Source organism: Gordonia sp. Z-3, from assembly GCF_036233855.1.
In the GTDB taxonomy this organism is placed as follows: domain Bacteria; phylum Actinomycetota; class Actinomycetes; order Mycobacteriales; family Mycobacteriaceae; genus Gordonia; species Gordonia tangerina.
Genome location: NZ_JAZARS010000005.1, coordinates 110,729 through 136,853, shown reverse-complemented (window position 1 = coordinate 136,853; position 26,125 = coordinate 110,729). Strand labels below are relative to the sequence as shown.

Genomic DNA, 26,125 nt, shown 5'->3' with positions numbered 1-26,125 from the left:
CACCGATTCGGCCGATGTGGGGCGGCGAGGCCGATTCCTAGCGTCGAGCACATGAAACGACAGCATCGGCGGCCGAGCCGACCAAGCCAACGACTGATCGCCGGTTTACTCTCGGCGGCAATAGTTCTCGGAGTCGGCTACGGTCCGGCGTCGGCCCACCCGAGCACTGTGCACGCCGCGCGGGAACCGACCGCGAGCGCCCCCGCGCCGGAGGACCTGACGAGCACCGCCGGCCGGATCGTGTGGCATCTGACGAGCGGTCGGCAGTATCGCGCGGCCGCCGAGACACCGTCGGGCTTCGTCGCCATGTTCGGGTATCGCCCACAGATGCAGGCGGGCTATCCGGTGGACCCCGCTGGTGGGTGTTCGTCCCCGATCGCGCTGCCACAGCGCTTCGAAGTGCTCTGCCGCTCCCACGACTTCGGTTACGACGTGCTGAGATTCGCTGACCGAACCGGTCATCGCCTCGGCGGCTGGGCGCGCTTGCGACTGGACCGGATGTTGGTCGAGCGGATGCACACGGCGTGCACGTCTCCGCTGTGTCAGGCCGCCGCGACCGCCGCCGATCTCGGGCTGCGGCTGAACACCTGGCGGCAGTTCGACGGCCCGCCGGCACCGACCGAATCAACCGCTGCGATCGTCACATCCGGCTTCGGCCGCGGCTGGGCGGCCCTGCACGAGCGCGGTGCGCGGTGACCGCGCCCGGGGCTCGCGGGCCGCACCCGGTGGTCTCGGTGGCGGCGGGCCTCGCAGCGATCGCAGCGCTGTGGCCATCCGGACTGCCCCGACCAGCGGCGGTGTCGGCTGCACTCACGGCCGGGTGCGTCGCCGTCGTCACCGTGTGCGCGCTGCTGGCAACCCGCAGATCGCCCGCCCGGCCTGCCCCGACGGCGGCAACCGCGGCCGCGTCCCTCGGCGCGACCAGTTGCGCGGCGCTTCTCAGCATGTCCTGGCAGAACGGATTACGCGGCGCTCTCGGTATGCCCGCCGTTGGCCTCGGCTGGGCAGCCGCGTCGGTCGCGGCAGGCCTGCTCGTCTTCGTGATGATCGTGTGGTTGCCGCGCACCACAACGTTGTTACTCGCAATGGTCGCTGCTCTCGCCACAGGCATGCTGCCCGCGGCCACGGCCGATGAACCGGCGGACCGTCGACCCGACGTGCCCGCCGACGTCTTCTACGCCGACGCCGACGGCGCATCGGTGACTCATCGCGGCGACGAGCTGGTGGCCCGGTGGGTGCGGGCCGGCGGACTGGACCGGCGGGCCGTGGTGATCGCGGTGCCAACGGGTTCCGGATGGGTCGACGAGGCCGCGGTCCACGGCTACCGCGAGCGATTCGCCGGCGACGTCGCGGTGCTGGCGATGCAGTATTCGGCTCGCCCGTCGTGGCAGACCTTCGTCGCCGATCGGGCAGCGGCCGGACGAACCACGATCACACTGCTGCGGGCCGTCCTCCACCGGACCGGCACACGTCCGCCGCCGCAACGACCGCAGATCCACATCTACGGACAGAGCCTCGGCGCGGTGGGTGCCGAGGCGGCCCGTTCATGGGCCGACCGCACTCATCCCGGCGACCTCGCCGAGACCGTCCTCGTGGGCGTGCCAGGGGATTCGGTGGCCCGACGTCCCGGGATCGGGAGTCGCCGCATCATCGTGGCCAACCGCACCGACCCGATTCCGCGATGGTCAGTGTCGTTGCTGTGGCGGCCATCCCGGCCACCACACGACACCCGGGCCGTCGGACGTGATGCGCCACAACCACCCTGGCTGCCGCTCATCGGGTTCCTTCAGACCTCGGCCGACCTGCTCGGAGCGCTCGACGGAGCCCCCGGCGTCGGGCACCGCTACGGTCTCGAACAGGGCACCGGGAGTCTGTCCTCGTGATGTGCTACTCGATCGGCCCGCGCGCCGCCTCGTAGGTGGCGCCCACCCGATACAGCCGGTCGTCGGCCAGCGCGGGGGCCATGATCTGCAGGCCGACGGGCATGCCGTCGTCGGCCGACAGACCCGACGGCACCGACATCGCGCCCACTCCGGCCAGGTTCACCGGCAGGGTGCACAGATCGAACAGATACATCGCAAGTGGGTCGTCGACCTTCTCCCCCAACGCGAACGCCGTGGTCGGGGTGGTCGGCGAAACCAGGACGTCGACCTTCTCGTAGGCTGCAGCGAAGTCGCGCGCGATCAGGGTCCGCACCTTCTGGGCCTGACCGTAATAGGCGTCGTAATAGCCCGACGACAGCGCGTAGGTGCCGATCATGATGCGCCGCTTGACTTCTGGACCGAAGCCGGCGTCGCGGGTCATCGCCATCACCTCTTCGGCGCTGTGTGTGCCGTCATCGCCGACGCGCAGCCCGTACCGCATCGCATCGAAACGAGCGAGGTTCGATGACACCTCAGACGGCAGGATCAGATAGTAGGCGCCGAGGGCATAGCTGAAATGCGGGCACGACACCTCGACCACCTCGGCGCCGCGGTCGGTGAGCACTTGCAGCGCTGCCCGGAACGACTCCAGGACACCGGACTGATAGCCCTCACCCTGCAGTTCGGTGACCACGCCGATGCGCACACCGGTCAGATCCTGCTCGGCACCGAACCGCGCGGCCGCCACCACGTCGGGGACGGGCGCGTCGATCGACGTGGAATCGCGCGGGTCATGGCCGGCGATCACCTCGTGCAACAGCGCGGTGTCGAGGACCGTCCGGCCGCATGGACCACCTTGATCCAGCGACGATGCACAAGCCACCAGGCCGTAACGGGACACGGTGCCGTAGGTGGGTTTGACGCCCACCGTGGCGGTGACCGCCGCCGGCTGCCGGATGGAGCCGCCGGTGTCGGTGCCGATGGCCAGCGGCGCCTGATACGACGCGAGTGCGGCCGCGCTGCCGCCGCCGGATCCACCGGGGATCTTGTCGGTGTCCCATGGATTGCGGGTGACCTGATAGGCCGAGTTCTCCGTGGAGCTACCCATGGCGAACTCGTCCATGTTCGTCTTGCCGAGAATCGGGATGCCTGCCGCCCGGAGCCGCTCGGTCACCGTGGCGTCATACGGCGGCACCCAGCCTTCGAGGATCTTGGAACCGCAGGTCGTCGGCGCATCGGTGGTGGTGAACACATCCTTCAGCGCGATCGGGACACCGGCGAGTGGCGAAGGCGCCTCGCCACCGGCGATGGCGTCGTCGGCGGCCTTGGCGGCGACCAACGCCTCAGCGCTGCTGATGTGCAGGAAGGCGCCCAGGTCGGTGTCGACCTCGGCGATGCGGTCGAGATGGGCCTGGGTGACCTCCACCGACGACAGCTCACGCGCTGAGATCTTGGCGGCGAGGTCGGCGGCCGAGAGCCCGGTGATCTCGCCGGCGGTGCGGGCTGATGTCACTGTTCCTCCCCGAGGATCTGCGGGACGGCGAACCGGTCCTGTTCCACACGCGGCGCACCGGAGAGCGCCTGATCGGTGGTCAGGCCGGGGACCACCACGTCGGGGCGCAACACGTTGGCCAGCTCGGCCGGGTGTGCGGTGCCGGGCACATCGTCGGCCGCGACCTCGGACACCTGCGCCACATGAGCCAGGATCGAGTCGAGTTGCTGGGCGTACTGATCGAGTTCCTCATCGGTCAGCGCAAGCCGGGACAGCCGAGCCAGGTGCGCGACCTCCTCCCGGGAGATGGCCGACTCCGATCCGCTGGACATGCCAGGTCCTTTCTCGCCGAGTGCTCAGGTGTGCCCCACCAGCCTATGGGAGTCGATTGCGCGCGCGCGACGCGGTGCTCAGTGCAGCCACCGAGCCAATCGAACGGTGATCCACGGCAACACGACATACACCATGATCGGCGTGTTGATCAGCGTGGCGATGAGCGTGGTGAGCACCAGCGGGAGCCCGTCGATTCGGCTGACCACCACCACATTGATGAGCAACGACATCGGGAAGAATCCGAGCCAGATCGTGATCGCCTGTTTCCACCGCGGCGGCGCCGCCCCGGCGACCCGGACGGCGTGGGTCAAGTGCTGCTGCGGCTCGAACCAGCCTTCGATGCCCGACAAGCGGTGCGTCGCATACTCCACCGCGACGCCCTCACCTCGCGACAGCCAGGCCTTGCGCACCGGTGAGGACACCCAGTCGTCCATGGTCTTCTCGTCGGCAAACCGATAGACCACGTAGTACTCGTCATCGATTCGGGAGTTGCGCAGCCAGCCACCACCGAGGAATCCCGGAAACGTTCGCGCCAACGCGATGCCCGCATCGGTCCAACTCACGAAGTCGTGCTCACGCCCCGGCTCGATCCGGCGGGCGACTGATGCGGTGACCTGGGTCGAGATCTGGGGCTGATCTGCTGCGGCGCCTGTGTCGTCGGTTGCCATGACATCATCGTGACCCCCGACCATCACCGGCGCAGTACTCGCGCACCCGCGCGGCGGCGCGGTGGGCCTGCGCCCACGGCACCTGCGCAGACCGGCCGCGGCCCCCTCTCGTCACACGGTGGTCACACCTCGGTGCAACAATGAGCCGCGTGTCGTACCTGCTGCGCGTGTACCTCGAGGACCGCCCGGGCAGTCTCGGACTGCTCGCCGTCCAGCTCGGTTCGGTGGGCGCCGACATCCTGTCGCTGGAAGTGGTCGAACGCGGCGAGGGCTATGCCGTCGACGATCTGGTCGTCGACATCGCGCCCGGTTCGCTACCGGACGGTCTGATCACGGCGGCCGAAAAGCTCAAGGGGGTGCGCGTCGACTCGATCCGACCGTATGCGGGGGTTCTCGACACCCACCGCGAACTGGAGCTCGTCGATCAGGTCGCGACCACCGACGACCACAAGCTGCAGGTCCTCGTCGACAACGCACCGCGCGTCCTGCGGGTTTCGTGGGCAATGGTGATCACCAGCGCCAGCAACGGGGTGTTGCAGCTGTTCGGCAGCTCCGGCGCGCCGGAGACACCACTCACCCGGGCGGACTGGCTGCCCATCGATCGAGCCGCGCAACTCGATTCCACCGCCGACTGGGTGCCTGAGGCATGGCAGGACATGGACACGCGCCTGGCGGCCGCGCCGCTGGGGGACGGCGCACGAGCGGTTCTGCTCGGCCGTATCGGCGGCCCGGACTTCCGTCCTTCCGAGATCGCCCGGCTCGGCTATCTCGCCGGCATCGTCAGCACCGTGCTGCGCGCCGACAGCTGACTCACTCGGCCTCTGGTGCTTCCCCGGTCTGCAGAAGATGGGTGAACGCCTGCTCGTCGAGGATCGGGACACCGAGCTGTTCGGCCTTGGCGGCCTTGGTGCCCGGTGAGTCTCCGACGACGACGTAATCGGTCTTCTTCGACACCGACCCCGACGCCTTACCGCCACGTTGCAGGATGGCCTCCTTGGCGCCGTCGCGCGAGTAGTCCTGGAGAGACCCGGTCACCACGATGGTCTTGCCCGTCAACGTCCGGACGATCGAGTCGTCGCGTTCGTCCTCCATGGAAACGCCTGCCGCGCGCCACTTCTCGATGACGTCGCGGTGCCAGTCGACGGCAAACCAGTCGTTGATGCTCTGCGCGAGGGTCATACCGAGCCCCTCGACCTCGGCCAACTGGTCGGTGGACGCGTCTTCGATTGCCTGCAGCGAACCGAATTCGGTGGCCAGCGCACGAGCTGCGGTGGGACCCACATGCCGGATCGACAACCCGACCAGCACGCGCCACAGCGGTACCTTTCGCGCGCCGTCGAGATTGGCGAGTAGTCGCTTGCCGTTGGCGGAGAGTGCTCCGGCCTTCGTGCGGAAAAGATCGGTTCTGGTGAGGTCGTCTGCGGTGAGCGAGAAGAGGTCTCCTTCATTGGTCAGGACACCGGAAGACAACAGCGCCGTGGCTGCCTCATATCCCAGCGCCTCGATGTCGAAGGAACCGCGGCCGGCGAGATGGAACAGCCGCTCGCGCAGCTGCGCCGGGCACGATTGGGCGTTGGGGCAGCGGATGTCGACATCGCTGTCCTTCTCCGGACGCAACGCGGTGCCGCATTCCGGGCAGTGCGTGGGCATTTCGAACTCTCGCTCACTGCCGTCGCGAACGTCGACGACGGGACCGAGGACCTCAGGAATCACGTCGCCGGCCTTACGGATGGTGACGGTGTCGCCGATGAGCACCCCTTTGCGCCGCACCTCGGATTCGTTGTGCAGAGTCGCTCGCGACACCGTGGAGCCGGCGACGAGTACCGGCTCCATGAACGCGAATGGGGTCACCCGGCCGGTACGCCCCACCCCGACCTTGATGTCGAGCAGAGTGGTGGTCGCCTCCTCCGGCGGGTACTTGTAGGCGATCGCCCAGCGTGGGGCGCGCGACGTGGAACCGAGGCGCCGCTGCAGCGCAACGTCATCGAGTTTCACCACGATGCCGTCGATCTCGTGTTCCACGTCATGGCGGTGCTCGCCCCAGTAGGCGATCTTGTCCAGGATCTCGTCGGCGCCGGCCACCTTGGTGGTATGGGCGGACACCGGCAGCCCCCACGCTCCCAGCGCCAGATAGGCATCGTGCAGCGACGCGGGGCGCCACCCCTCGGTGTGGCCGATGCCGTGGCAGATCATCCGCAGTCGCCGCCGGGCGGTGACCTGTGGATTCTTCTGACGCAGAGAGCCGGCCGCCGAGTTGCGCGGATTGGCGAAGGGAGGTTTACCGTCGTCGACCAGTGAGGCGTTCAGCGCCTCGAAATCCTCGACGCGGAAGAACACCTCACCGCGCACCTCGAGTTCGTGTGGGATCGGGAAGCCCTCGGCGGCGGTGAGCCGACGCGGTACGTCCTCGATGGTGCGCGCGTTGAGTGTCACGTCTTCGCCGGTGCGTCCGTCCCCGCGAGTGACCGCCCGGGTCAGCGTTCCGTCGACGTAGACCAACGACAGCGCCACGCCATCGATCTTGAGCTCACACAGGAACTCACCGTGACCGCCGGTGTCGACGTGCACACGATCCACCCAGGCGCGCATCTCGTCGGAATCGAAGACGTTGTCCAGCGACAGCATCCGCTCCAGATGGTCGACCGGGGTGAACGCCGTGGAGAAGCCTCCACCGACCAGCTTCGTCGGCGAATCCGGGCTGGTCAGTTCCGGGTGCGCGTCCTCGAGTTCCTGCAGTCGTCGCAGCAACCGGTCGAATTCGCCGTCGGAGATGATCGGCGCGTCCTTGACGTAATAGCGGAACTGGTGATCGCGGATCTCGTCGGCGAGAGTCGCCCATTGCTCACGCAGGTCACCGCCGGCGTCGGTGGGGTTGCCTTGTTCTGCCACGTCACGAGCGTATCGAAGGTGTCCGACACATCCGCAGTGCCGATCGTTCTAGGCTGAGCCCATGCCGCATCCGATCATGTTCTCCGACGACGACCCGTACCTGGGACGGATTCGCGAGATCGCGCTGGCACTGCCCCACACGACCGAGGTCATCGCGCACGGGCGCCCGACGTTCCGATGCCCCAAGATGTTCGGCAACTACGGCGGCAGTGTGAAGGGCAGTCGGGAACGCCATGACCAGTCGGTGCTGTTCGTCGCCGACCCGGCCGAACGCGAGGCGCTGCTCGCCGATCCGCGCTTCTACCTGCCCGCCTACCTCGGGCCGGCCGGTTGGCTGGGGATGCTGCTGGACGAGAGGACCGATTGGACCGAGGTCACCGAATTGCTCGACGCCAGCTACCGCCAGATCGCGCCCGCGAGATCCGTCGCCGAACTCGACGCGCGCTGAATCTGGGTCGCCGTCTGGCGCCTCGGAGCGCGTGCGGTGGCTCCGATCACAGCGCCTCTGAATCGGTGCCGAGGAGTTCGCCGGTCGCCGCACAGACCCCCAGCGCCGCCTTCGCCCAACCCGGCTCGGCCCCGGCCAACCCACAGGTGGGGCTGACCACAACGCTGTCCGACAACACTTTTCGGGGTAGCCCGATGCGGTCGACGAGGGTGGCCAGGCGGGTGGCGACGGTCTCGGCTCGCACGCGGCGATCCCCGCCGGTGCCGGGCACTACACCAGCCACCAACACGTCACCGCGGTCCAGCAGCATTCCGAGCCCGTCGAGATCGTCACTCGTCACGCTGGTCACATCGAGTGACCAACCGACTCCGGGCATGCGCGTGATGAGGTCCCAGCGCGGGGCGGCGCAGCTGTGCACGATGGCCGGACAGTCGACGGCGTCGATCAGCCCGCGCAACGCATCCACGACCTCGACGACCGGGACCGCCGGAATGGTGTCGAATCGGGTCAGCGGTACCACCGCGCCGTCGATGACCTGGCCGACCATCGGCTCGTCGAGCTGCACGATGATCTCGGCCCCGAGCCGGCGGGTCACCTCCCCCGCCAACTCGCGGGTCCCCTCCGCGGTCGACGCGACCACGTCTCGCCACGCCCCGCGATCGCGCAGCACCTTGTGACCGGACGGCAGTTCGACCGACGCCGACAGGGTGAAAGGCCCGCAGACCTGGATTTTGAAGGGGCGCGAGGTACCGATGAATCCTGCAGCGTCCCAGATCTCCTCGACGGCATCGAGGTCGGCCTGCAGATGATCGCGGGCACGCCGGGCCGACCCCGCGCCCCGTGACCCGAGCCGGTAGCCCCAGGTGTCGGCATCCATGGGTAGATCGACGAGGACGGCGGCCATTCGTCCGATCATGTCGGCGCCCACGCCACGGGCGGGCAGCTCGACGAGATGGGCGAGGTCGAGTTCACCGTTCACAACGGCCGCTGCCTCGCGGGCGTCGGTGCCGGGCATCGAGCCGATGCCGGTCCCGGTACCGCCGAGCTGGGTTCTCGCGGCTGCGTTCACCGGTGGGCGCCGGCCGGAACCCGTGCGTCGGGGGCGCCGGACGCGGGATCGGAGTCGGTGGCACGGATTCGTCCGGAACCCAATACGAGGTCACCGTGTTGCGCGTCGGGTGCGTAGAGCACTGCGGCCTGACCTCGCGCCACGCCGGTGAGAGGTTCGGCGAGGGCGATCTCGATCGCGGGTTCGTCGTCGGCGAATATCGGGGTCGCGCGGGCCGGGGCGAGACCGCCGTGGGCGCGTACCTGCACCATCACGTCGATTGGCCCGTCGGGCACCACTCCGGATGTCCACACGGCGCGACCGGCGGTGATGGACCAGACATCGAGGTGGGCGGCCGAACCGACTGTCACCGTGCCCGAGGTCGGATCGATATCGGTCACGTACCGCGGTTGCCCGTCGGCGGCCGGTGCGTCGATGCCGAGTCCCTTGCGTTGGCCGATGGTGAAGCCGTGCACGCCCTTGTGGTCGGCGAGTCGTTCACCACTGTCGGCGTCGACCACCGCCCCCGGCCGGATGCCGATCCGTGCGCCGAGGAAGGCGCGCGTGTCTCCGGTCGGGATGAAGCAGATGTCGTGGGAGTCCGGTTTCTCGGCGACGGCCAGTCCACGGCGGGCCGCCTCCTCACGGATCCCGCTCTTGGGGGTGTCCCCCACCGGGAACATCGCTCGCGCCAGCTGCTCGGCGGTCAACACAGCGAGCACATAGGACTGGTCCTTGTCCTCGTCGATCGCACGCCGGAGCTCACCGTCGGCCAGGCGCGCGTAATGTCCGGTCGCGAGCGCGTCGAAGCCCAGCGCCACCGCTTTCTGAGCCAATGCGGCGAATTTGATCTTCTCGTTGCATGTCAGACACGGGTTCGGGGTCTGACCGGCTGCGTAGGCATCGACGAACTCGTCGATCACGTCGTCTTTGAACCGGTCGGCGAAATCCCAGACATAGAACGGGATGCCGAGAACGTCGGCGACACGACGCGCGTCGGACGCGTCCTCCCGCGAACAGCAGCCACGCGATCCGGTGCGCAGCGCACCTGGAGCGCTCGACAGTGCCAGGTGGACGCCGACCACCTCGTGTCCGGCGTCGACGGCGCGGGCAGCGGCGACCGAGGAGTCGACGCCACCACTCATCGCGGCGAGTACGCGCATCAGCTGACCTCTCCACTCGGTGATGACACCAGGCCGGCCGCACGAGCGCGGTTCACGACCTGGCCGATGACCTCGCCGACCGCGTCGACGTCGGCAGTTGTCGACGTCGGGGCCAGCGAGAAGCGCAGTGACCCGCGCGCAGTCGGGACGTCGAGTCCCATGGCCAACAACACGTGACTGGCCTGTGCCACGCCTGCGGTGCACGCGGATCCGGTGGAACACTCGACACCGTTGGCGTCGAGCAGCATCAGCAGCGAATCCCCCTCACAGCCGTCGAAGGAGACGTGCACATTGCCGGGCAGGCGGCGTTGGTCGCGCGGACCGTTGGCGGTGGTGCCGGGCAACGCGAGGAGCCCGGCGAACAGCTTCTCGCGCAGCGCCGTCACGGACTCGATGTTCGTCTCGAGATGGTCGGTCGACCAGCGCAATGCCGCCGCCATGCCGACCGCGCCGGCCACATCCTGCGTACCCGAGCGCACGTCACGCTCGTGCCCGCCTCCGTGCAGCAGCGGGACACAATCGACGTCGCGGCGCAGCAGCAAGGCGCCGACGCCCTGGGGCCCACCGAACTTGTGGGCCGCGAGACTCATCGCGGCCAGCCCGGCGGCACCGAAATCGACCGGGATGTGGCCGACCGCCTGGATGGCATCGGAGTGGACCGGAACCCCGAACTCCGCCCCGATGGCGGCGAGCTCGTCTATCGGCTCGATCGTGCCGACCTCGTTGTTGGCCCACATCACCGAGATGACCGCGGTCTCGTCGGCATGCTCGGCCAGCTCGGCCTGCACCCACGACGGTGATACGAAACCCTCGCCATCCACCGGCGCGATCACCAACTCGGCATCCTCGACGTCCGACAACCATAGGGCCGGATCGAGGATGGCATGATGTTCGACCGCGGACACGATGACCCGGCGCCGACGGGCATCGGCTCGCCGCCGTGCCCGGTAGATCCCCTTCAGAGCGAGGTTGTCCGCTTCGGTACCCCCACCGGTGAAGATGACCTCCGAGGGTCGGGCCCCCACCGACGCGGCCACCGATTCGCGTGCCTCCTCGAGTCGGCGACGCGACCATCGGCCCGACCCGTGCAGCGACGACGCGTTGCCCGGCTGCGCGAAGACAGCGGTCATCGCCTCGATGGCGTCCGGCAGCATGCCGGTCGACGCAGCGTGATCGAGGTAGATCGGGGCTCGGGATGGCGTGGACATGTCTTAGCAAGGATAAACGCGCATCGACGGCCCACCAATTCCCGCACGGTCCGACAGTGAGGTGATCGACACGAGCCGGGCGGCTGTCGGTGGGACTCGCCCACCGCCGGAGCGCCGGTGGGCGTCCGCGCGTCAGGAGTCGAACAGCAGCACCGGCTTGACGGTCGTGCCGGTCAGCGAGTCGGCCGCGGCCCGCTCGATGTCGGCGAACGGGTAGGTCGTGATGAGCTCGTCGAGCGGCAGTTCCCCGGCGAGATAGAGGGTGGCGAGTTCCGGGATGATGTCGGCCGCGACCACATCACCCTCGATGACGCCGCGGATCGTCAGTCCTTTGTAGAGAACGCTCATGACGTCGAACTCGAGGGTGCGACCGATCCCGACGAGCGCGATGTCGCCGCGGGGTTCGGCGGCCTGCACCGCCGCCGCGACGACATCCTGCCGGGCGGTCGTGTCGATGCCGTGATCGGTACCGCGCCGATGGATCGACCGCACTGCGCGGGCCACATCGTCGGTCGCGGCGGGATCCACGCTCCCGATTGCGCCGAACTTCTCCGCCAGTTCCCGGCGTCGGGCGATCGGATCCACCGCCACCACGTCGGCACCGGCGCGGACGGCGGCGAGCACCGCGCACAGCCCGACACTGCCCGCCCCGTACACCGTCACCGTGGAGCCCGGCGCCGGACGGATCACCTGAGTGACGGTGCCGTACCCGGTCTGCACACCACACCCCAACGGTGCCGCGACACTGGCCGGAACATCGGCCGGTATCGGTATCGCGTTGTCGGCGTGGGCCATCGCGTAGGTCGCAAAGCTCGACTGGCCGAAGAATCCACCGAAGACGGGGTCGGAACCCCGCCGCAACGTCGGGGAGCCATCGGGTCGGCCGGCCATGTTGAGTCCGGCCGTGCAGTACGCCGGGTGACCGCTCGTGCACTGGCCGCACCGCCCGCAGCTGCGGAAGGTGAGACTCACCGTCTGCCCGGCCTGCAGGCCCGTGACATCCGGTCCGACCGCGGCCACCACCCCGGCGCCCTCATGCCCGAAGACCTGCGGCAGGCGACGCCGTGACCAGGTCGCCTTCATGCCGAGATCGGTATGACAGATACCGACCGCCCGCATCTGTACCAGTACTTCGCCGGCGCGCGGCTCGTCCATCTCGATCTGCATCACCTCGAAGGGGCCGCCCGGGGTGGAGACGACCGCGGCGTCGATCTGCACCGGCGCTCAGTCCCGCTCGAGATAGAAGTAGAGGTGCCGGCCGTCGACGACACCACCCTTGCCGTTCATGATGCCCATCACGGTGTTGGCGTCGACGCGCTTGAAGTGGTCGATGACCGGCTGACCGTCGTAGACCATGGACGCGGTCACCTCACCGCGGAACTCGATGGCCCAGAGACTCGCTTCGCCTTTGCCGAGTTTCTTGTCGGAGAACAGCTTTCCGTCCTCGCCACGGCACACCAGCGGCTGGACATCGCTGCGGGAGACGAAGGTCTTGCCATACCAGCCGGCCTTCTCGAGCATGCCGTTGACCGGATGGCCGGTGGTGAACTCTCCTCCCTTCCACGCACCGAACATCTCTTCGGGGCGCATGGTCTCCAGTGCCGCCCAAACTGCGTCGAGTTCGGCATCGTCGACGACGCCGGTGGCGGCGACGAGGGCGGCGAATCGCTTCTGCGCCTCAGCGCGGGACAGGGCCGGTGCGGACGTCATTGCTCGCAGTCCTCCTGATGTTGGATCACCACGCCGACGGGTCGTCGTGCGTTCGGGATACAACATATATGAGATATATCAATGATTTCATCTCAACCTGCGGCCCCGGAGACCAGCCGCTCGCAGCGCAGTGCCAGGGCACGACGGTCGGCATCGGGTAGTTGCGCCTCGTGGACGGTGGCCCGCACGACGAGACCGCGCACGGCCAGCACCCGGCGCAGCGTGTCCAACGGCGAGTCGTCTCCGATCAGGCTGGCCGCTGCCGTGACCGAGCCGTCGTGGGCGGTGAAACGCAGATGAACCGGGATGATCGGCACACCGGCGTCGATGGCCGCTTGGAAGAAGGCCGGGCGGAACCGACCGGCCTCGCGGCCACACCACGTCGTGCCTTCGGGGAACACCGCCACGGAACTGTCGCGATGGAGTCGCTCCACCGCCTCGGCCACGGTGGCCGGCAGGCGGCGCAGCGCCGCACGGTCGATCGTGATGACGCCGAGTCGGCGGGCGATCCCGGAGATCACCGGCATCGCGGCGACATCGGATTTCGCCACGAAGTGCGCGGGGCTGATCACGGCGAGCGCGAAGATGTCCAGGAACGACGTGTGATTGGCCACGATGAGACCACGCGTGCCACCCACGAACGGGCGGCGGTCGTCCACGCGCACCGACACACCGATCGACCACAGCAGTGCGCGGGCGGCCCGCACGAGGTACCGACGACGGACCAGGCGCGGACACACCGCCGCCAGCGGCCCGGTCAGGGCGAGCAGCACGACCGTGGCGAGCAGACCCGTCAGCCGGATCGCGACGAGCAGATATCCGCCCGCTGCGGCCGGATCGAGTTGGCGGCACCGATCCCCACACGCGCTGTCGGGGTACCACGCATGCTTCGACCCGACGACGGTGAGCGCAGGCGCATCGAGCGGTGGCAATGCGACGACCGGTTCGGCGGGCAGACTCGACGTGATGGTCATGACCTGATGACACCGACGTCGAACGACCTGATCGCCACATCGACGTTGCGTGTCGGTGCGCGCGTGGTGAACACCCGGCACTCGCCCCGGGTAGACGACGGTGGCCCCCGACGTGTCGGTATCGACACGTCGGGGGCCACCGGGGTTCGCTTGGCTCAGCTTCGTGAGCCGATCAACCTCACTTGCGCTTCTTGACCTCTTCGGTCAGCTGCGGTGCGACGTTGAACAGATCGCCGACGACACCGTAGTCGGCGATCTCGAAGATCGGCGCCTCTTCGTCCTTGTTGACCGCGACGATGGTCTTCGAGGTCTGCATGCCGGCACGGTGCTGGATGGCACCGGAGATGCCGAGCGCGACGTAGAGCTGCGGCGACACCGTCTTACCGGTCTGACCGACCTGGAACTGACCGGGGTAGTACCCGGAATCCACCGCGGCACGCGATGCGCCGACGGCGGCACCGAGGGAATCGGCGAGCTCCTCGATCACCGAGAACTTCTCGGCGCTGCCGACGCCACGGCCACCGGAGACCACGATCGAGGCCTCGGTGAGTTCCGGACGGTCGCCACCGACGTTCGGCTCCACCTTGGTGATCTTCACGACGCCGTCTTCTTGCGCCGGGACCTCGACGTCGACGCGCTCGCCGGCACCGGCCTGCGGAGCCGCCTCGACGCCACCCGGACGGACCGAGAAGACCGGGACGTCGCCCTTGGCCTGGGCGTCGACGGTGAATGCGCCACCGAAGATGGAGTGGATACCCACCGCACCCTCCTTGACGTCGACCACGTCGGCGAGCACGCCCGAGCCCAAGCGCACGGCCAGCCGTCCGGCGATCTCCTTGCCGTCCGGGGTGGCCGCGACCAGGATGCCGGCCGGCGAGGCCTGCTCGGCGACCGACGCGAGCACGTCGACCTGCGGGGTGACGAGGTAGGCCGCCGCATCGTCGGATTCGGCGACGTAGATCTTCTCCGCGCCGGCTTCCTTGAGACCGTCGACGATACCGTCGGCCGATCCCGGCTTGCCGACCACGACGGCCGACGGGGTGCCGAGCGCACGGGCGGCGGTGATGAGTTCGCTGGTGACCTTCTTCAGGGCGCCTTCGGCGTCCTGCTCCACGAGCACGAGTACTTCAGCCATGTTTCTTCTATCTCCTGAATGTCTGGGTTGTCGCTGGTGATGTCAGGGCCCGTGCGGACTAGATGATCTTCTGCGACACCAGGTACTCGGCGACCTTGGTGCCACCATCGCCCTCGTCGCTGACGCGCTCACCGGCGGTCTTCGGCGGTTTCGGAGCGGAGGCGGTCACCTGGCTGCCGGCGTTCTCCAGGCCCACGTCGCCGGCCTCGACATCGATCTCGGCGAGGGTGACGACCTGAACTTCCTTCTTCTTCGCGGCCATGATGCCCTTGAACGACGGGAACCGCGGCTCGTTGATCTTCTCGTTCACGCTCACGATGGCCGGGAGATCGGCCTCGACGTGGAAGATGCCGTCGTCGGTCTCGCGCTCACCCTTGAGGGTCTCGCCCTCGACGGTGAGCTTGCGCAGATGAGTCAGGTGCGGGAGCTCCAGGTACTCGGCGATCATCGCCGGGATCGCACCCACGCGGCCGTCGGTGGCCTCGTTGCCTGCGATGACCAGCTCGACACCCTCGACCGTGCCGAGCGCACGGGCCAGCACATAAGCGGTCTGGACGGCGTCGGAGCCGTGCATCTGATCGTCCTTGATGTGGATCGCCTTGTCGGCACCCATCGACAGCGCCTTGCGGATGGCCTCGGTGGCGCGCTCAGGGCCGGCGGTCATCACGGTGACCTCGCCGCCGTCGGCTTCCTTGATCTTCAGGGCCTCCTCGACCGCGCGCTCGTTGATCTCGTCGAGAACGGCGTCGGCGGCCTCACGGTCCAGGGTGAAATCCCCATCGGTCAGCTTGCGCTCGGACCACGTATCAGGAACCTGCTTGATCAGAACGACAATGTTTGTCATGGGTCTGCGTCGACCTCCTGCGTCGGTTTCAACATCTTACTGCCCAGTAAGTTGCTATCGGTCTCCCCTACTTTAGCGTCTGCTCGGTTGGCACAAAACATCGCCTACCTCACATAACGCGCGGGCCGATCGGCTGCGGCGGCGGTCGCGGCAAGCATGAACGTTGAGTGGGGATGCCCACCTACTACTGTCGTGGGGATGAGCGAGTCACACGACACCCTCGCGGTGACCGGCGAGCGGACCGTCCCAGGGATCGCCGAGGAGAATTACTGGTTCCGGCGGCACGAGGTGGCCTACGCCCACGTCCTCGATCGCTGCGCCGGTGGCGATGTACTCGAGGCGGGTTCCGGCGAGGGCTACGGCGCGGCGATGCTCGCCGAGGTGGCGCGGTCGGTGGTCTGCGTCGACTACGACGAGGCCGCGGTCTCCCACACCCGTCGCCGCTACCCGGGCCTGACGGTGCACCAGGGCAACCTGATCGATCTGCCGCTGCCCGCCGACTCGGTGGACGTGGTGATCAATTTCCAAGTGATCGAACACCTGTGGGATCAGGGCGCATTCGTCGCCGAGTGTCGCCGGGTCCTGCGACCGGGTGGGCGACTGCTCATCTCCACCCCGAATCGCATCACCTTCTCGCCGGGCCGCGACACCCCGCTCAATCCCTTCCACACCCGCGAGCTCGACGCCACGGAACTACGCGAACTGCTGATCGAGGGCGGACTCGCCGTGGAGTCGATGCACGGGGTGTACCACGGCGCCGAATTGGGCGCGCTCGACGCGAAATGGGGTGGGTCGGTGATCGATGCTCAGATCGACCGTGCGCTGGCCGGTCAGCAGTGGCCTGCCGAGCTCGTTGCCGATGTGGCCGCAATCCGCCTGACCGACTTCGAGATCCGCGATGCGGCGGCACCTGAGGTGGACATCGACGCCAGTCTCGACCTCCTCGCTGTCGCCGTACGACCGTGACCCGCAGTACCGTCGACGTGACCTCGTCCGCGCAACCGGTTCCGGGACAGTTTTGCCTGGTGCTGCACTCGCATCTGCCGTGGCTGGCCAACCATGGCCGCTGGCCGGTCGGCGAGGAATGGCTGTACCAATCGTGGGCCGGTTCGTATCTGCCGCTGTTCGCGATGCTGCGCCGCCTCGCCGATGCCGGTGCCACCGACCAACTCTCGCTGGGCATCACACCGGTGCTGGCCGCGCAGCTCGACGACCCGCAGTGCACCAATTCGATGCACGAGTGGCTCGCGGACTGGCATCTGCGGGCCACGGCGGCCGCGGCCGATGGTGACCGGACCCGCCGCGATCTGGGCACCCGGGAATTCCGTGCCTCCCGAGCCGCCCTCACCGACTTCGAGATGCACTGGCGCCACGGCGGCAGCCCGCAGATCCGCGCGTTGGCATCGGCGGGAGTCGTGGAGATCCTGGGCGGGCCGCTGGCCCACCCGTTCGCGCCGCTGCTCGACGGCCGGCTGCGCCAGTTCTCGCTACGCGAGGGGCTGGCCGACGCACGCACGCGCTGGGCCATCGACCCGGCCGGGATCTGGGCCCCGGAATGCGCCTTCGCCCCCGGAATGGAAGCCGAGTACGCCGCAGCCGGGGTCGGACACTTCATGGTCGACGGGCCGACGCTGCGTGGCGACACTGCCCTCGGCCGACCTGTCGGCGGCTCCGACGTCGTCGCATTCGGCCGGGACCTGGCCGTCAGCTACCGGGTGTGGTCGCCCCGATCGGGCTATCCGGGACATGCTGCGTACCGGGACTTTCATACCTACGACCACCTGACCGGCCTCAAACCGGCCCGGGTGACCGGACGCACGGTGGTCGCCGAGGACAAGAAACCCTACGACCCCGCAGGCGTGGACCCGATCATCGACCGACACGTCGATGATTTCGTCGACCACGTACGTCGTCGGCTCATCGACGAATCGGCTCGGTTGGGCCGTCCCGCACTGGTGGTGGCCGCGTTCGACACCGAGTTGTTCGGACATTGGTGGCACGAGGGTCCGGTCTGGCTCGAGCGGGTGCTGCACCGCCTGCCGCAGGCCGGCATCCGGGTCGGCACCCTCGACTCCGCGCGACGGAACGGTCTCGTGGGTGCCCCCGTGGATCTGGCCGCATCGTCGTGGGGATCGGGCAAGGATTGGCGCGTCTGGAACGGTCCCCAGGTCGACCACCTGGTGGCGCTCAACGCCGAGGTCACCGAGACCGCGTTGGCGGCGGTGGACAAGCTGATCGAGCCGGTGGCCCTCGGCGCGGGCGCCGGGTATCGGGGCGGACGCAACCGCGTCGCCGATCAGATCGTGCGGGAGACGCTGCTCACGGTGTCATCGGACTGGCCGTTCATGGTCTCCAAGGACACGGCTGCGCATTACGCTGTGGAACGGGCGCACAAACATGCGCACGCAACCCGGGAGATCTGCGACGCCGCACTCCGCGGCCGGGTCGACCTCGCCGAGCGACTCGCCCGCAACTGGTCTCGGGCCGACAATCTGTTCGCCGGGCTGGACGCGCGGCGACTGTACACCGCCACGCCGCCGGGTGGCTCGGGCGCGTGAGCGCGATGGGGGATGCCAGATGAGGGTGCTGATCGTCTCGTGGGAGTACCCACCGGTCGTGGTGGGTGGCCTCGGTCGGCATGTGCATCAGCTGACCACCGAACTCGCACTCGCCGGCCACGATGTGGTGGTGTTGACGCGGCGCCCCACGGGCACCGACGCGGTCAGCCACCCCACCACCGACACCCGGACCGACGGCGTTCGGGTGATCGCCGCCGCGGAGGATCCGCCGGAGTTCGATTTCGGCCAGGACATGATGGCCTGGACCCTGGCGATGGGACATGCGCTGATCCGAGCCGGCATGACCGCGTTCGGCGGACGCCGAGATCCGACCGGCGCATCACCGTGGGTACCCGATGTGGTGCACGCTCATGACTGGCTCGTCGCCCACCCGGCTGTGGCCCTGGCCGAGTTCTTCGACGTCCCCCTGGTGTCCACGATCCATGCCACCGAGGCCGGCCGGCACAGCGGCTGGGTGAGCGGGCCAACCAATCGGCAGGTGCATTCGGTGGAGTGGTGGCTTGCGCACGAATCGGATTCGCTGATCACCTGTTCGACGTCGATGCGCGACGAGGTCGGTCGCCTCTTCGGTCCGGACATCGCTGATGTGTCGGTGATCCACAACGGCATCGACATCCGCACCTGGCCGTTCGCCCCGCGGCCACCGGTATCCGGACCGCCCGAGCTGTTGTTCGCGGGCCGCCTCGAGTACGAGAAGGGGGTGCAGGATCTCATCGCCGCGATGCCCCGCATCCGGCGCACCCACCCCGGCACCACCCTGACCGTTGCCGGCACCGGCACTCAGCTGGACTGGCTGGTCGACGAGGCCCGACGCCACCGGGTCGCCAAGTCGGTACGTTTCCTCGGCGCCGTCGACCACGACGGACTCGTGGATCTGATGCACCGATGTGCCGCCATCGTGTTGCCGAGTCGATATGAGCCGTTCGGCATCGTGGCTCTGGAGGCAGCGGCCACCGGTATCCCGCTGATCGTGTCGTCGGCGGGCGGCCTGGGTGAGGCGGTGTCGGATCCCACCACCGGGCTCACCTTCGCACCCGGTGACATCGCCGGGCTCTCCGCTGCCGTGCGGGCGGGTCTCGCGGACCCGGCCGCGGCAGCCGTACGCGCTCGCCGTGCACGGGAACGACTCACCGTCGAGTTCTCCTGGGCGGAGGTGGCCGAACGGACCGCCGGGGTGTATCTCGCCGCCAAACGACGCGTTCGTCATCCGGTCGGTAGACCACACATCCCGCAACGACCGTTGCCCGAGCGTGATCCTGCACAACCGACAGTGAGCGCCGACACCGCACCCGACAGCTGAGGAGTCATCGTGCGCAGTCCCATCTTCGATCAGGTCAACCAGGAGAAGCAGAGCGCGCAGCGCTGGACCTTGCAGTCGGACAAGATGTTGCGACTCGGCTTCGGCCCGGAGGCATTGGCCGCCAAGGGTGCGATGGTGGCCTATCAAGGTCAGTTCGACTTCGCCCACGAAGGCTCGGGGTCGATGTCGAACTTCCTGAAGAAGGCGGTCACCAACGAGGGTGGGCAACTGATGCGGGTGCGCGGGCAGGGCGAGGTCTTCTTCGCCCGATCCAACAGCACTGTGTTCACCATCGACCTCGAGGGCGACTCCCTCACCATCAACACGTCGAGTCTGCTCGCCTTCGACGCGTCTCTCGACTGGAAGATCACCTCGATCGGAAACGCCGGCATGCTCGCCGGCGGGTTGTTCAACCTGACTCTCGGCGGCCACGGCACCGTCGGAATCGCCAGCGATGGACCGCCGATGATCCTCGACTGCTCGGTTCAGCCCACCTTTGTCGACCCGCAGGCGGCGGTGTGCTGGTCGAGCACCCTGTCCCCGGGCCTGAAGAACGACTTCAAGCTCGGTTCGCTGATCGGTCGCGGCTCCGGGGAATCGTTTCAGCTGGCGTTCCACGGACCTGGGTTCGTCGTCGTCCAACCGAGTGAAGGTGTGGCACCCGGAGCTCACTGACCCCGGGGGCATCGGGCTCACGAATCGTGTGTTTGCGCCTTCTTGCGTTCGATGTCGGCCAATGCCCGCTCGAGTTCGGCCCGCTGCTGCGCTGACTGCGCCCAGTCGTCCTGACGATTCTTCACGACCCGTGCCGGGGCGCCGACGGCGATCGAATAGTCCGGGATCACCCCACGCACCACCGCATGTGAGCCGAGTACACATCCCCGGCCCACGATCGTGTTGCGCAGCACCGACACCTTCGCCGCGACCCAGGTGTCCGGGCCGATGCGCACCGGTCCCTTGACGATGCCCTGATCCTTGATGGGCAACGTGATGTCGTCCATCTTGTGGTCGAAGTCGCAGATGTAGCACCAGTCGGCGATCAGGGTGGACCCGCCGATCTCGAGGTCGAGGTACGAATTCACCACGTTGTTGCAGCCGAAGACGGTCTTGTCGCCGATGCGCAGGCTGCCCTCATGACAACGGATCGAGTTGCCATCCCCGATGTGGACCCAGCGGCCGATCTCCAGCCGTGACATCTCCGGGGTCGCATGGATCTCCACGTTGCGTCCGAGAAACACCATGCCCCGCAGCACCACGTGGGGGTTCGCGAGCCGAAATCGCGCCAGCCGGTAGTAACGAACCAGGTACCACGGGGTGTAGGCACGATTGCGCTTCACCCAGCGCAACGAGTCGAGGGTGAGGAAACGGGCCTGCGCCGGATCACGCCGGCGCCCTGCCCGCAGGCGCGAGCGGTAGGAGGCATTCCACATCGTGGTCATGTCGACAAACCCTAATCGAGAACCGTTCGGGCCCACGTTAGGCTCTGAGACTGGCACGTCGACCGACGGGGCAACCGCGACCAGAACAGGAGCGCCGATGGCTGCAGCAGCCCCGGTGGGTGAGGGTGCTCGCACCGAGAACGCACGCCGCACGCCGATGATCGTCGCGACGATCCTGGCGAGTGTGGTGGCGGTGCTGGTGACCTCGTGTTCGGACGGCCACATCGACATCCGCTCGGTGGCGAGCGCGGGATGGTCGAGCTATGGCGGCAACGCCGCCAACTCCAACTTCGCCTATCCCGCGGTGCCCGAAGATCTCGAACTGAGCTGGACGCGCCCCACCGGCGGCCCGGTGACCGCACCGCTCACCATCTCCGGCAACGGCAACGTGGGTGTCACATCGAGCACCGCGAACGGCTGCAACCTGCTGATCCTCGATCCGCGCAACGGCCGCAAGAACTTCTGCAAGAGAATGCGGACGGGCACCGAGGTGAACTCGCTGCTCGTCGACCAGTTCGATCAACCGTACGTCGGTGAGGAGTCGATGTTCCTGGCGTTCAGCGCCGGTGGCGCGATCCGCTGGCGGATGCCGATGATCGGGGTGCCGCTGTCGGCGAAGTTCGCCGCTCCCGGCGAGGTTCTGGTGGCGACCACCCAAGGTCAACTCCTGCTGTTGAATTCGCAGACCAGCGACTTCACCGCCCCGGAGGTCCGGTTGCGTACGGACATGAACCCCGACGACCCGACCTTCGGGTTCGGCGAATGCGTCACCAACGGACCGCGCTGCGCCATCCCCGCACCCCCGGCGGTGGACACCGCCAATGAACGCTTCTTCGTGAACTTCTGGCCGCAGGGTGCCATCGCCTCGCAGATCCGCGCGATGAGCTACGCCACCGAGGACGGTGGGCGCACGATGCGCGAGATCTGGCATGCCGATGTGCCGGGCGGTGTGATCGGGGCGCCGACGCTGTCGGCAGACGGTTCGACCGTGTACGCGTTCAGTCGCCTCGGCCGGATCGTGGCCATCGACGCGGCGTCGGGCGCCACCCGGTGGACGTACGACAACGGCGGTTACGGCTTCGCGACGATGAGCGTGTCACCCGACGGGCTCATCATCCCCACGGGCGTTCTCGGCGCACCGTTGACCCTGCTGCGCGATGCCGGTGATCACGCTGAACAGGTGTGGCAGCGCGACGATCTCGCTGTGGTCAGCCTGTCCACCCTGACCGACCAGGACACCGCATGGACGGTGGTGCGCGACGAGGGCAAGGACTCGTTGTCGCTCACCGAGGTCTCCGCAGCGGACGGCACCACCATGCGCACGCTGCCCCTGCCCGAATCCGTCGGATTCGCCACCGGAGTCGCGGTATCGCCGTGGGGCCAGATCGCCACCGCGACCAATATCGGCAAAGTCTACTTCTTCGACAGCAAGGCATCGATCGAAAGCCGGTAAGGCCGGGAACACAGCGGCTTGGCGGGCCGCTCTGGCGTCGCAGCCTAGATGAGGCCAGGTGTTCGCACGCCCGGTTCACACAGGTAGGCGACACCACGACGCCCTACCCTCGTGAGAATAATGGCCAGCGCGCGTGCACCCTTGAGTTTGAGCCGTTTTCGTAGCTCGTCGGGGTTCACGTCGAGTCCGCGAACGAGGATCTCGAGGGTGCCACAGTCGTAGGCGGCAAGGCGACGTCGCAACTCCTTGTCCGCTACGCCGCACGCCTCGAGGACGCGGAAACCACGTTCACCCGACGGGACTCGGGTCCCGGTCAGGTACGCGATCTGCGGATCGAGCTGCCACAGACCGTGGCGCCGAGCGTAATGACGCACCAGACCGGCACGCACAATGGCACCGTCGGGATCGATGATCCACTCCCCCACCTCGCCGCCGCCGATGTCGTCGGCATCGGCGTCGGTGACCTCGTAGGACTGCACGGAACCATCCGGCTCGGTGCGCATCACGGTGGCACGGCGGCGCGGCTCACCGTCACGGTCGGTCCACAGACATGCCTCACGGACTGCGCCGTCGAGCGACGAGAGCTGCACCTGCCCGTCGAAGCCGTACAGGTCCCGCAACGTCTGGTAGTCAAGTCCCGGAGCACATTTCACCGCAAGGGGACGCCCCGAATACGTTGTCAACACGTCGAGCAGCGGCGGCGTGAGCTGGTCGAGCCGGAACACCCGTCCGGCGCCCGAGCGCCGGCCCGGATCGGCGACGATGACATCGGCGGTCGAGGTCGGCGAGAGCGCGTCGGCGACGAGTAGGGTGGCCGGCGGACCGTCGAGGCCCGTGTTGTGCTGCGCCATCGCGAGACGTGTGTGGTCGAGATCGCTGCCGATGACACCCGAGATCTGTCGTTGTGCAGCAAGTTCCATCATCTCCGCGCCGATCGAGCAGGTGATGTCGTGTACCACTGCACCGGGATGGCGTGCCGCGATCTCCGTCGCGCGGTGCGCCGCGACCGGAGAGGCGGTCGCCTGCTGCACTGCGTCCTCCGTGAACAACATCCGTTCGGCGACACGTAGTTTCGCCTTCCCCCGCCGACGACACAACACGGTTTCGACGATGGCGCCGTCGCGCGGCGCGAATCGCGCACGGAGGTCGGCGACGTCACGCAGCATCGACGACGCAGATAGCTCCAGCGCAGACGCACTCGCGAGAGCCTCGGCGCCGTGACGCGACCGCAGGAACGACACATCATCGTCCGTGAATCGATATCCCATCGACCACCATCTTTCCCGAGGAACCGACGAGTTGACGAGTTAGGTTAGCCTAAGGAAAGATCCGTGCCATGAGACGTTCAGTAGCCGTATCCTTTCTCGCCGCCGCCGTAGCCGGGACTGCACTCGCCGCCGGCTCCGGACCCGCACACGCACAGGTCGAGGACGGCACCTACGAATTCTGTGTGCAGACCCGCTACGGCAGTTCGGTGGAGCCGGGACCGTGTCAGATCTATCGGGTCGTCGGCGACGAGCTCATCGGCCCGGCCGGGACACCCCTGGCTCTCACCCACACGCCGACCGGTGGATACGCGGAGATACCACCGGTCAGCCGCCTCGTCCTGATCAAGACCCGGGACGGTTACCGTGCCATCAACACGGTGCTCGGAGTCCCGGTTGCGTCGTCGACCCTCAATCCCGTCGACAACTGACACCACGCGAGAGGTTCCCCACACCTGCCGCAGGTGTGGGGAACGTTCTGCGCGGTACCCGACCGATGGTCAACCACCCGGCTTGATACCGGTGACGATCGCGTTGTAGAAGAACTTGGGCGGCAACACTTTCCGGAGGACCTTCTCGTCCAGCCAGGACAGTCGCTTCCACCCGTTGAAGGCAAACATCGCCCAGCCCCAGCCGAGCTTGCCGGGCGGGACGGCCGCCTCGAAGGTGCGTACCGGCCAACCGAGCATCGCGGCGGCGAGCTCCTCGGTGGCGGTGTCGACCTGGGTCGCGCCTGCGCTGCGTGCCATCCGTTCGAGATCGGCCGGATCGAAAGTGTGGATATCGACGACGGCCTCCAACGCGGCCGCTCGCGACGACTCGTCGAGTTCCTCCTGCGGTCGGCGCCACGACTTCAGGGGCCCCAGTTTCGTCACGTTGGTCGCCGCTGCCCAGGTGGCGCGACTCATCCAGCGTGCGTAGAAGTCACCGATGGTGGTGGGTTCGCCGGCGAACACGAAACGCCCACCGGGCTTCAGCACCCGCAGTACCTCCCGCAAGGCCTGTTCGACATCCGGGATGTGATGCAGCACGGCATGGCCGACGACGAGATCGAAGGTGTTGTCGTCATACGGGATTCGCTCGGCATCGGCCACTCGGCCGTCGACGTCGAGCCCGAGGTTCTCCGCGTTGCGCAGGGCGACCTTCACCATGCCCGGCGACAGGTCGGTGACCGATCCCTTCGTGGCGACCCCCGACTGCATCAGGTTCAGCAGGAAGAAACCGGTGCCGCAACCGAGTTCCATGGCCCGCTCATACGGCAGTGGTTGATCTGCGGCGACTGCGTCGAATCGGCCGCGCGCATAGTCGATGCAGCGCTCGTCGTAGGAGATCGACCACTTGTCGTCGTAGGTCTCGGCCTCCCAGTCGTGGTAAAGCACTTGCGCGAGCTTGGTGTCGGCCAGGGCGGCGCGCACCTGCTCCTCAGTGGCGTGCGGGTTGGGTTCGGGGTCGGTCCCCGGGGTCACGTCGGTGGTCATGTGTGGGTTCTCCTGATGGTGGGGCGGGGGCGAAAGGAGCTCACTTGCCGGTGAATGCCGCCTTGCCGGGGCCGTTCTCGACAAACGACGCCATGCCGATCGCGCGGTCCTCGGTCGCGAACAGCGCCGCGAACAATTGCTCCTCGATCTTCAAACCCGTGGTGAGATCCACTCCGAGTCCCTGGTCCACGGCCTTCTTGCCGGCGGCGAGTGCGATGGCTGCTGCGTTGGCGAACTGTCCCGCCCAGGCGAGTGCGGTGTCGTAGACGTCGTCGGGTGCCACGACCTCGTCGACGAGCCCCATCTCCAGCGCCTCATCCGCGGCGACGAAACGCCCGGTGAAGATCATGTCCTTGGCCTTGGCCGGACCGATCAGCCGCGCCAGCCGCTGGGTTCCGCCGCCACCGGGGATCACACCCAGCAGGATCTCCGGCACGCCGAGCTTGGCGTTGTCGCCGGCAATGCGCCGGTCGGCGCCGAGTGCCACCTCGAGCCCACCGCCGAGTGCGTAGCCGGTGATGGCCGCGACCGTCGGTTTGGGGATCTCCGAGATGGCACCCAGCGCCGACTGCAGGCGGCCGGCCACCTTGCTCATCTGGGCGTAGGTCATCTCGTTCATCTCTTTGATGTCGGCACCAGCGGCGAGGACCTTCGGCCCGCCGTAGATGACGACGGCCTTGATGTCGTCGCGCACTGTCGCCTCGTCGGCAACAGCCGCGAGTTCGTTCTGTACCTGCCGGTTCAGCGCGTTCATGGGCGGACGGTTCAACCGGATGGTGCCGACTCCGGGATGATCGTCGGATGTCTCGAGTGTGACGAACTCAGCCATGGTCGAAG

General features: G+C 67.7%; 26 protein-coding genes. 10 read left to right on the top strand and 16 right to left on the bottom strand.

Features of this window, described 5'->3' with window-relative positions; translation table 11 throughout:
* The first annotated feature begins 51 nt into the window (after window positions 1-51).
* Together VX037_RS07395 and VX037_RS07390 are read left to right on the top strand one after the other, a co-directional pair.
* Entirely contained in the window at window positions 52-696 is a 645-nt protein-coding gene (locus tag VX037_RS07395; RefSeq protein ID WP_287016737.1) for a hypothetical protein, read from the top strand.
* Window positions 693-1,883, top strand: coding sequence for an alpha/beta-hydrolase family protein (locus VX037_RS07390; protein ID WP_328713756.1), 1,191 nt, complete (start codon window positions 693-695; stop codon window positions 1,881-1,883). Before VX037_RS07395 ends, VX037_RS07390 begins: the two co-directional genes overlap by 4 nt.
* A 4-nt stretch (window positions 1,884-1,887) precedes the next feature.
* Here VX037_RS07390 and gatA read toward each other — a convergent pair whose 3' ends face one another.
* From gatA to VX037_RS07375, 3 genes are all read right to left on the bottom strand, one after another.
* A complete protein-coding gene (gatA, locus tag VX037_RS07385) occupies window positions 1,888-3,375 on the bottom strand; it encodes an Asp-tRNA(Asn)/Glu-tRNA(Gln) amidotransferase subunit GatA (protein ID WP_287016735.1) in 1,488 nt (495 codons plus the stop codon).
* Complete coding sequence (gatC, locus tag VX037_RS07380) at window positions 3,372-3,686, bottom strand: Asp-tRNA(Asn)/Glu-tRNA(Gln) amidotransferase subunit GatC (RefSeq protein WP_235722549.1); 315 nt, start codon at window positions 3,684-3,686, stop codon at window positions 3,372-3,374. The genes gatA and gatC overlap by 4 nt, the downstream gene beginning before the upstream one ends.
* Window positions 3,687-3,764: 78 nt before the next feature.
* Window positions 3,765-4,355, bottom strand: coding sequence for an antibiotic biosynthesis monooxygenase (locus tag VX037_RS07375; RefSeq protein WP_235722547.1), 591 nt, complete (start codon window positions 4,353-4,355; stop codon window positions 3,765-3,767).
* A 140-nt stretch (window positions 4,356-4,495) separates the two neighbouring features.
* On the opposite strand from VX037_RS07375, the gene VX037_RS07370 reads away from it, so the two are divergent.
* Window positions 4,496-5,164, top strand: a complete 669-nt coding sequence (locus VX037_RS07370) for an amino acid-binding protein (RefSeq protein WP_287016734.1) — start codon at window positions 4,496-4,498, stop codon at window positions 5,162-5,164.
* 1 nt (window position 5,165) lies between these two features.
* On the opposite strand, the gene ligA is transcribed toward VX037_RS07370, so the two are convergent.
* Entirely contained in the window at window positions 5,166-7,244 is a 2,079-nt protein-coding gene (gene ligA, locus VX037_RS07365) for an NAD-dependent DNA ligase LigA (RefSeq protein ID WP_328713755.1), read from the bottom strand.
* A gap of 61 nt (window positions 7,245-7,305) precedes the next feature.
* Here ligA and VX037_RS07360 point away from each other — a divergent pair, with 61 nt between their 5' ends.
* Window positions 7,306-7,692: an MmcQ/YjbR family DNA-binding protein gene (locus tag VX037_RS07360; RefSeq protein ID WP_235722536.1), complete on the top strand. Its 387-nt coding sequence runs from the start codon at window positions 7,306-7,308 to the stop codon at window positions 7,690-7,692.
* A 46-nt stretch (window positions 7,693-7,738) separates the two neighbouring features.
* On the opposite strand, the gene VX037_RS07355 is transcribed toward VX037_RS07360, so the two are convergent.
* From VX037_RS07355 to VX037_RS07320, 8 genes are all read right to left on the bottom strand, one after another.
* A complete protein-coding gene (locus tag VX037_RS07355; protein ID WP_328713753.1) occupies window positions 7,739-8,761 on the bottom strand; it encodes a vitamin-B12 independent methionine synthase in 1,023 nt (340 codons plus the stop codon).
* Window positions 8,758-9,903 carry a tRNA 2-thiouridine(34) synthase MnmA gene (mnmA, locus tag VX037_RS07350; protein WP_328713750.1) on the bottom strand — a complete coding sequence of 382 codons (1,146 nt, stop codon included), beginning with the start codon at window positions 9,901-9,903 and terminating at the stop codon, window positions 8,758-8,760. Before mnmA ends, VX037_RS07355 begins: the two co-directional genes overlap by 4 nt.
* A complete protein-coding gene (locus VX037_RS07345; protein ID WP_328713748.1) occupies window positions 9,903-11,111 on the bottom strand; it encodes a cysteine desulfurase family protein in 1,209 nt (402 codons plus the stop codon). The genes mnmA and VX037_RS07345 overlap by 1 nt, the downstream gene beginning before the upstream one ends.
* Window positions 11,112-11,243: 132 nt before the next feature.
* Window positions 11,244-12,329, bottom strand: coding sequence for an NAD(P)-dependent alcohol dehydrogenase (locus tag VX037_RS07340; RefSeq protein ID WP_287016731.1), 1,086 nt, complete (start codon window positions 12,327-12,329; stop codon window positions 11,244-11,246).
* Between the two features lie 6 nt (window positions 12,330-12,335).
* Entirely contained in the window at window positions 12,336-12,821 is a 486-nt protein-coding gene (locus VX037_RS07335; protein ID WP_235722530.1) for a DUF4334 domain-containing protein, read from the bottom strand.
* A gap of 92 nt (window positions 12,822-12,913) precedes the next feature.
* Entirely contained in the window at window positions 12,914-13,795 is an 882-nt protein-coding gene (locus VX037_RS07330; protein WP_328713746.1) for a lysophospholipid acyltransferase family protein, read from the bottom strand.
* A 178-nt stretch (window positions 13,796-13,973) separates the two neighbouring features.
* Window positions 13,974-14,930, bottom strand: coding sequence for an electron transfer flavoprotein subunit alpha/FixB family protein (locus tag VX037_RS07325; protein ID WP_235722527.1), 957 nt, complete (start codon window positions 14,928-14,930; stop codon window positions 13,974-13,976).
* A 58-nt stretch (window positions 14,931-14,988) separates the two neighbouring features.
* Window positions 14,989-15,774 carry an electron transfer flavoprotein subunit beta/FixA family protein gene (locus tag VX037_RS07320; RefSeq protein WP_287016729.1) on the bottom strand — a complete coding sequence of 262 codons (786 nt, stop codon included), beginning with the start codon at window positions 15,772-15,774 and terminating at the stop codon, window positions 14,989-14,991.
* A 198-nt stretch (window positions 15,775-15,972) separates the two neighbouring features.
* Here VX037_RS07320 and VX037_RS07315 point away from each other — a divergent pair, with 198 nt between their 5' ends.
* From VX037_RS07315 to VX037_RS07300, 4 genes are read left to right on the top strand one after another with little or no spacing between them, the layout of a single operon-like run.
* Window positions 15,973-16,740, top strand: a complete 768-nt coding sequence (locus tag VX037_RS07315) for a class I SAM-dependent methyltransferase (protein WP_328713744.1) — start codon at window positions 15,973-15,975, stop codon at window positions 16,738-16,740.
* 17 nt (window positions 16,741-16,757) lie between these two features.
* Complete coding sequence (locus tag VX037_RS07310; RefSeq protein WP_328713837.1) at window positions 16,758-18,332, top strand: glycoside hydrolase family 57 protein; 1,575 nt, start codon at window positions 16,758-16,760, stop codon at window positions 18,330-18,332.
* A 19-nt stretch (window positions 18,333-18,351) separates the two neighbouring features.
* Window positions 18,352-19,653, top strand: a complete 1,302-nt coding sequence (locus tag VX037_RS07305) for a glycosyltransferase family 4 protein (protein ID WP_266061720.1) — start codon at window positions 18,352-18,354, stop codon at window positions 19,651-19,653.
* 9 nt (window positions 19,654-19,662) lie between these two features.
* A complete protein-coding gene (locus VX037_RS07300; RefSeq protein WP_235722520.1) occupies window positions 19,663-20,328 on the top strand; it encodes an AIM24 family protein in 666 nt (221 codons plus the stop codon).
* 17 nt (window positions 20,329-20,345) lie between these two features.
* On the opposite strand, the gene VX037_RS07295 is transcribed toward VX037_RS07300, so the two are convergent.
* Window positions 20,346-21,092, bottom strand: coding sequence for an acyltransferase (locus VX037_RS07295; RefSeq protein WP_235722518.1), 747 nt, complete (start codon window positions 21,090-21,092; stop codon window positions 20,346-20,348).
* A gap of 97 nt (window positions 21,093-21,189) precedes the next feature.
* Between VX037_RS07295 and VX037_RS07290 the strand changes: the two genes are divergently transcribed.
* Window positions 21,190-22,545, top strand: a complete 1,356-nt coding sequence (locus VX037_RS07290; RefSeq protein ID WP_235722516.1) for an outer membrane protein assembly factor BamB family protein — start codon at window positions 21,190-21,192, stop codon at window positions 22,543-22,545.
* Between the two features lie 44 nt (window positions 22,546-22,589).
* Here VX037_RS07290 and VX037_RS07285 read toward each other — a convergent pair whose 3' ends face one another.
* A complete protein-coding gene (locus VX037_RS07285; protein WP_235722514.1) occupies window positions 22,590-23,813 on the bottom strand; it encodes a class I SAM-dependent methyltransferase in 1,224 nt (407 codons plus the stop codon).
* 68 nt (window positions 23,814-23,881) lie between these two features.
* Between VX037_RS07285 and VX037_RS07280 the strand changes: the two genes are divergently transcribed.
* A complete protein-coding gene (locus VX037_RS07280; protein WP_235722513.1) occupies window positions 23,882-24,241 on the top strand; it encodes a hypothetical protein in 360 nt (119 codons plus the stop codon).
* A gap of 69 nt (window positions 24,242-24,310) precedes the next feature.
* Here the strand turns inward: VX037_RS07280 and VX037_RS07275 are convergent, their stop codons facing one another.
* Window positions 24,311-25,288 carry a class I SAM-dependent methyltransferase gene (locus VX037_RS07275; RefSeq protein WP_287016727.1) on the bottom strand — a complete coding sequence of 326 codons (978 nt, stop codon included), beginning with the start codon at window positions 25,286-25,288 and terminating at the stop codon, window positions 24,311-24,313.
* Window positions 25,289-25,328: 40 nt separating this feature from the next.
* The gene (locus VX037_RS07270) at window positions 25,329-26,117 is read right to left on the bottom strand and encodes an enoyl-CoA hydratase/isomerase family protein (protein WP_235722509.1); all 789 of its coding nucleotides are present in this window, start codon (window positions 26,115-26,117) and stop codon (window positions 25,329-25,331) included.
* Window positions 26,118-26,125: the final 8 nt, after the last annotated feature.

Excerpts from the sequence above, each read along its gene's own strand:
- VX037_RS07395 (WP_287016737.1), top strand. The coding sequence starts at position 52 with ATGAAACGACAGCATCGGCGGCCGAGCCGACCAAGCCAACGACTGATC.
- gatC (WP_235722549.1), bottom strand. The coding sequence starts at position 3,686 with ATGTCCAGCGGATCGGAGTCGGCCATCTCCCGGGAGGAGGTCGCGCAC.
- VX037_RS07375 (WP_235722547.1), bottom strand. The coding sequence starts at position 4,355 with ATGGCAACCGACGACACAGGCGCCGCAGCAGATCAGCCCCAGATCTCG.
- VX037_RS07370 (WP_287016734.1), top strand. The coding sequence starts at position 4,496 with ATGAGCCGCGTGTCGTACCTGCTGCGCGTGTACCTCGAGGACCGCCCG.
- VX037_RS07360 (WP_235722536.1), top strand. The coding sequence starts at position 7,306 with ATGCCGCATCCGATCATGTTCTCCGACGACGACCCGTACCTGGGACGG.
- mnmA (WP_328713750.1), bottom strand. The coding sequence starts at position 9,903 with ATGCGCGTACTCGCCGCGATGAGTGGTGGCGTCGACTCCTCGGTCGCC.
- VX037_RS07345 (WP_328713748.1), bottom strand. The coding sequence starts at position 11,111 with ATGTCCACGCCATCCCGAGCCCCGATCTACCTCGATCACGCTGCGTCG.
- VX037_RS07335 (WP_235722530.1), bottom strand. The coding sequence starts at position 12,821 with ATGACGTCCGCACCGGCCCTGTCCCGCGCTGAGGCGCAGAAGCGATTC.
- VX037_RS07330 (WP_328713746.1), bottom strand. The coding sequence starts at position 13,795 with ATGACCATCACGTCGAGTCTGCCCGCCGAACCGGTCGTCGCATTGCCA.
- VX037_RS07325 (WP_235722527.1), bottom strand. The coding sequence starts at position 14,930 with ATGGCTGAAGTACTCGTGCTCGTGGAGCAGGACGCCGAAGGCGCCCTG.
- VX037_RS07320 (WP_287016729.1), bottom strand. The coding sequence starts at position 15,774 with ATGACAAACATTGTCGTTCTGATCAAGCAGGTTCCTGATACGTGGTCC.
- VX037_RS07315 (WP_328713744.1), top strand. The coding sequence starts at position 15,973 with ATGAGCGAGTCACACGACACCCTCGCGGTGACCGGCGAGCGGACCGTC.
- VX037_RS07305 (WP_266061720.1), top strand. The coding sequence starts at position 18,352 with ATGAGGGTGCTGATCGTCTCGTGGGAGTACCCACCGGTCGTGGTGGGT.
- VX037_RS07295 (WP_235722518.1), bottom strand. The coding sequence starts at position 21,092 with ATGACCACGATGTGGAATGCCTCCTACCGCTCGCGCCTGCGGGCAGGG.
- VX037_RS07290 (WP_235722516.1), top strand. The coding sequence starts at position 21,190 with ATGGCTGCAGCAGCCCCGGTGGGTGAGGGTGCTCGCACCGAGAACGCA.
- VX037_RS07285 (WP_235722514.1), bottom strand. The coding sequence starts at position 23,813 with ATGGGATATCGATTCACGGACGATGATGTGTCGTTCCTGCGGTCGCGT.
- VX037_RS07280 (WP_235722513.1), top strand. The coding sequence starts at position 23,882 with ATGAGACGTTCAGTAGCCGTATCCTTTCTCGCCGCCGCCGTAGCCGGG.
- VX037_RS07275 (WP_287016727.1), bottom strand. The coding sequence starts at position 25,288 with ATGACCACCGACGTGACCCCGGGGACCGACCCCGAACCCAACCCGCAC.
- VX037_RS07270 (WP_235722509.1), bottom strand. The coding sequence starts at position 26,117 with ATGGCTGAGTTCGTCACACTCGAGACATCCGACGATCATCCCGGAGTC.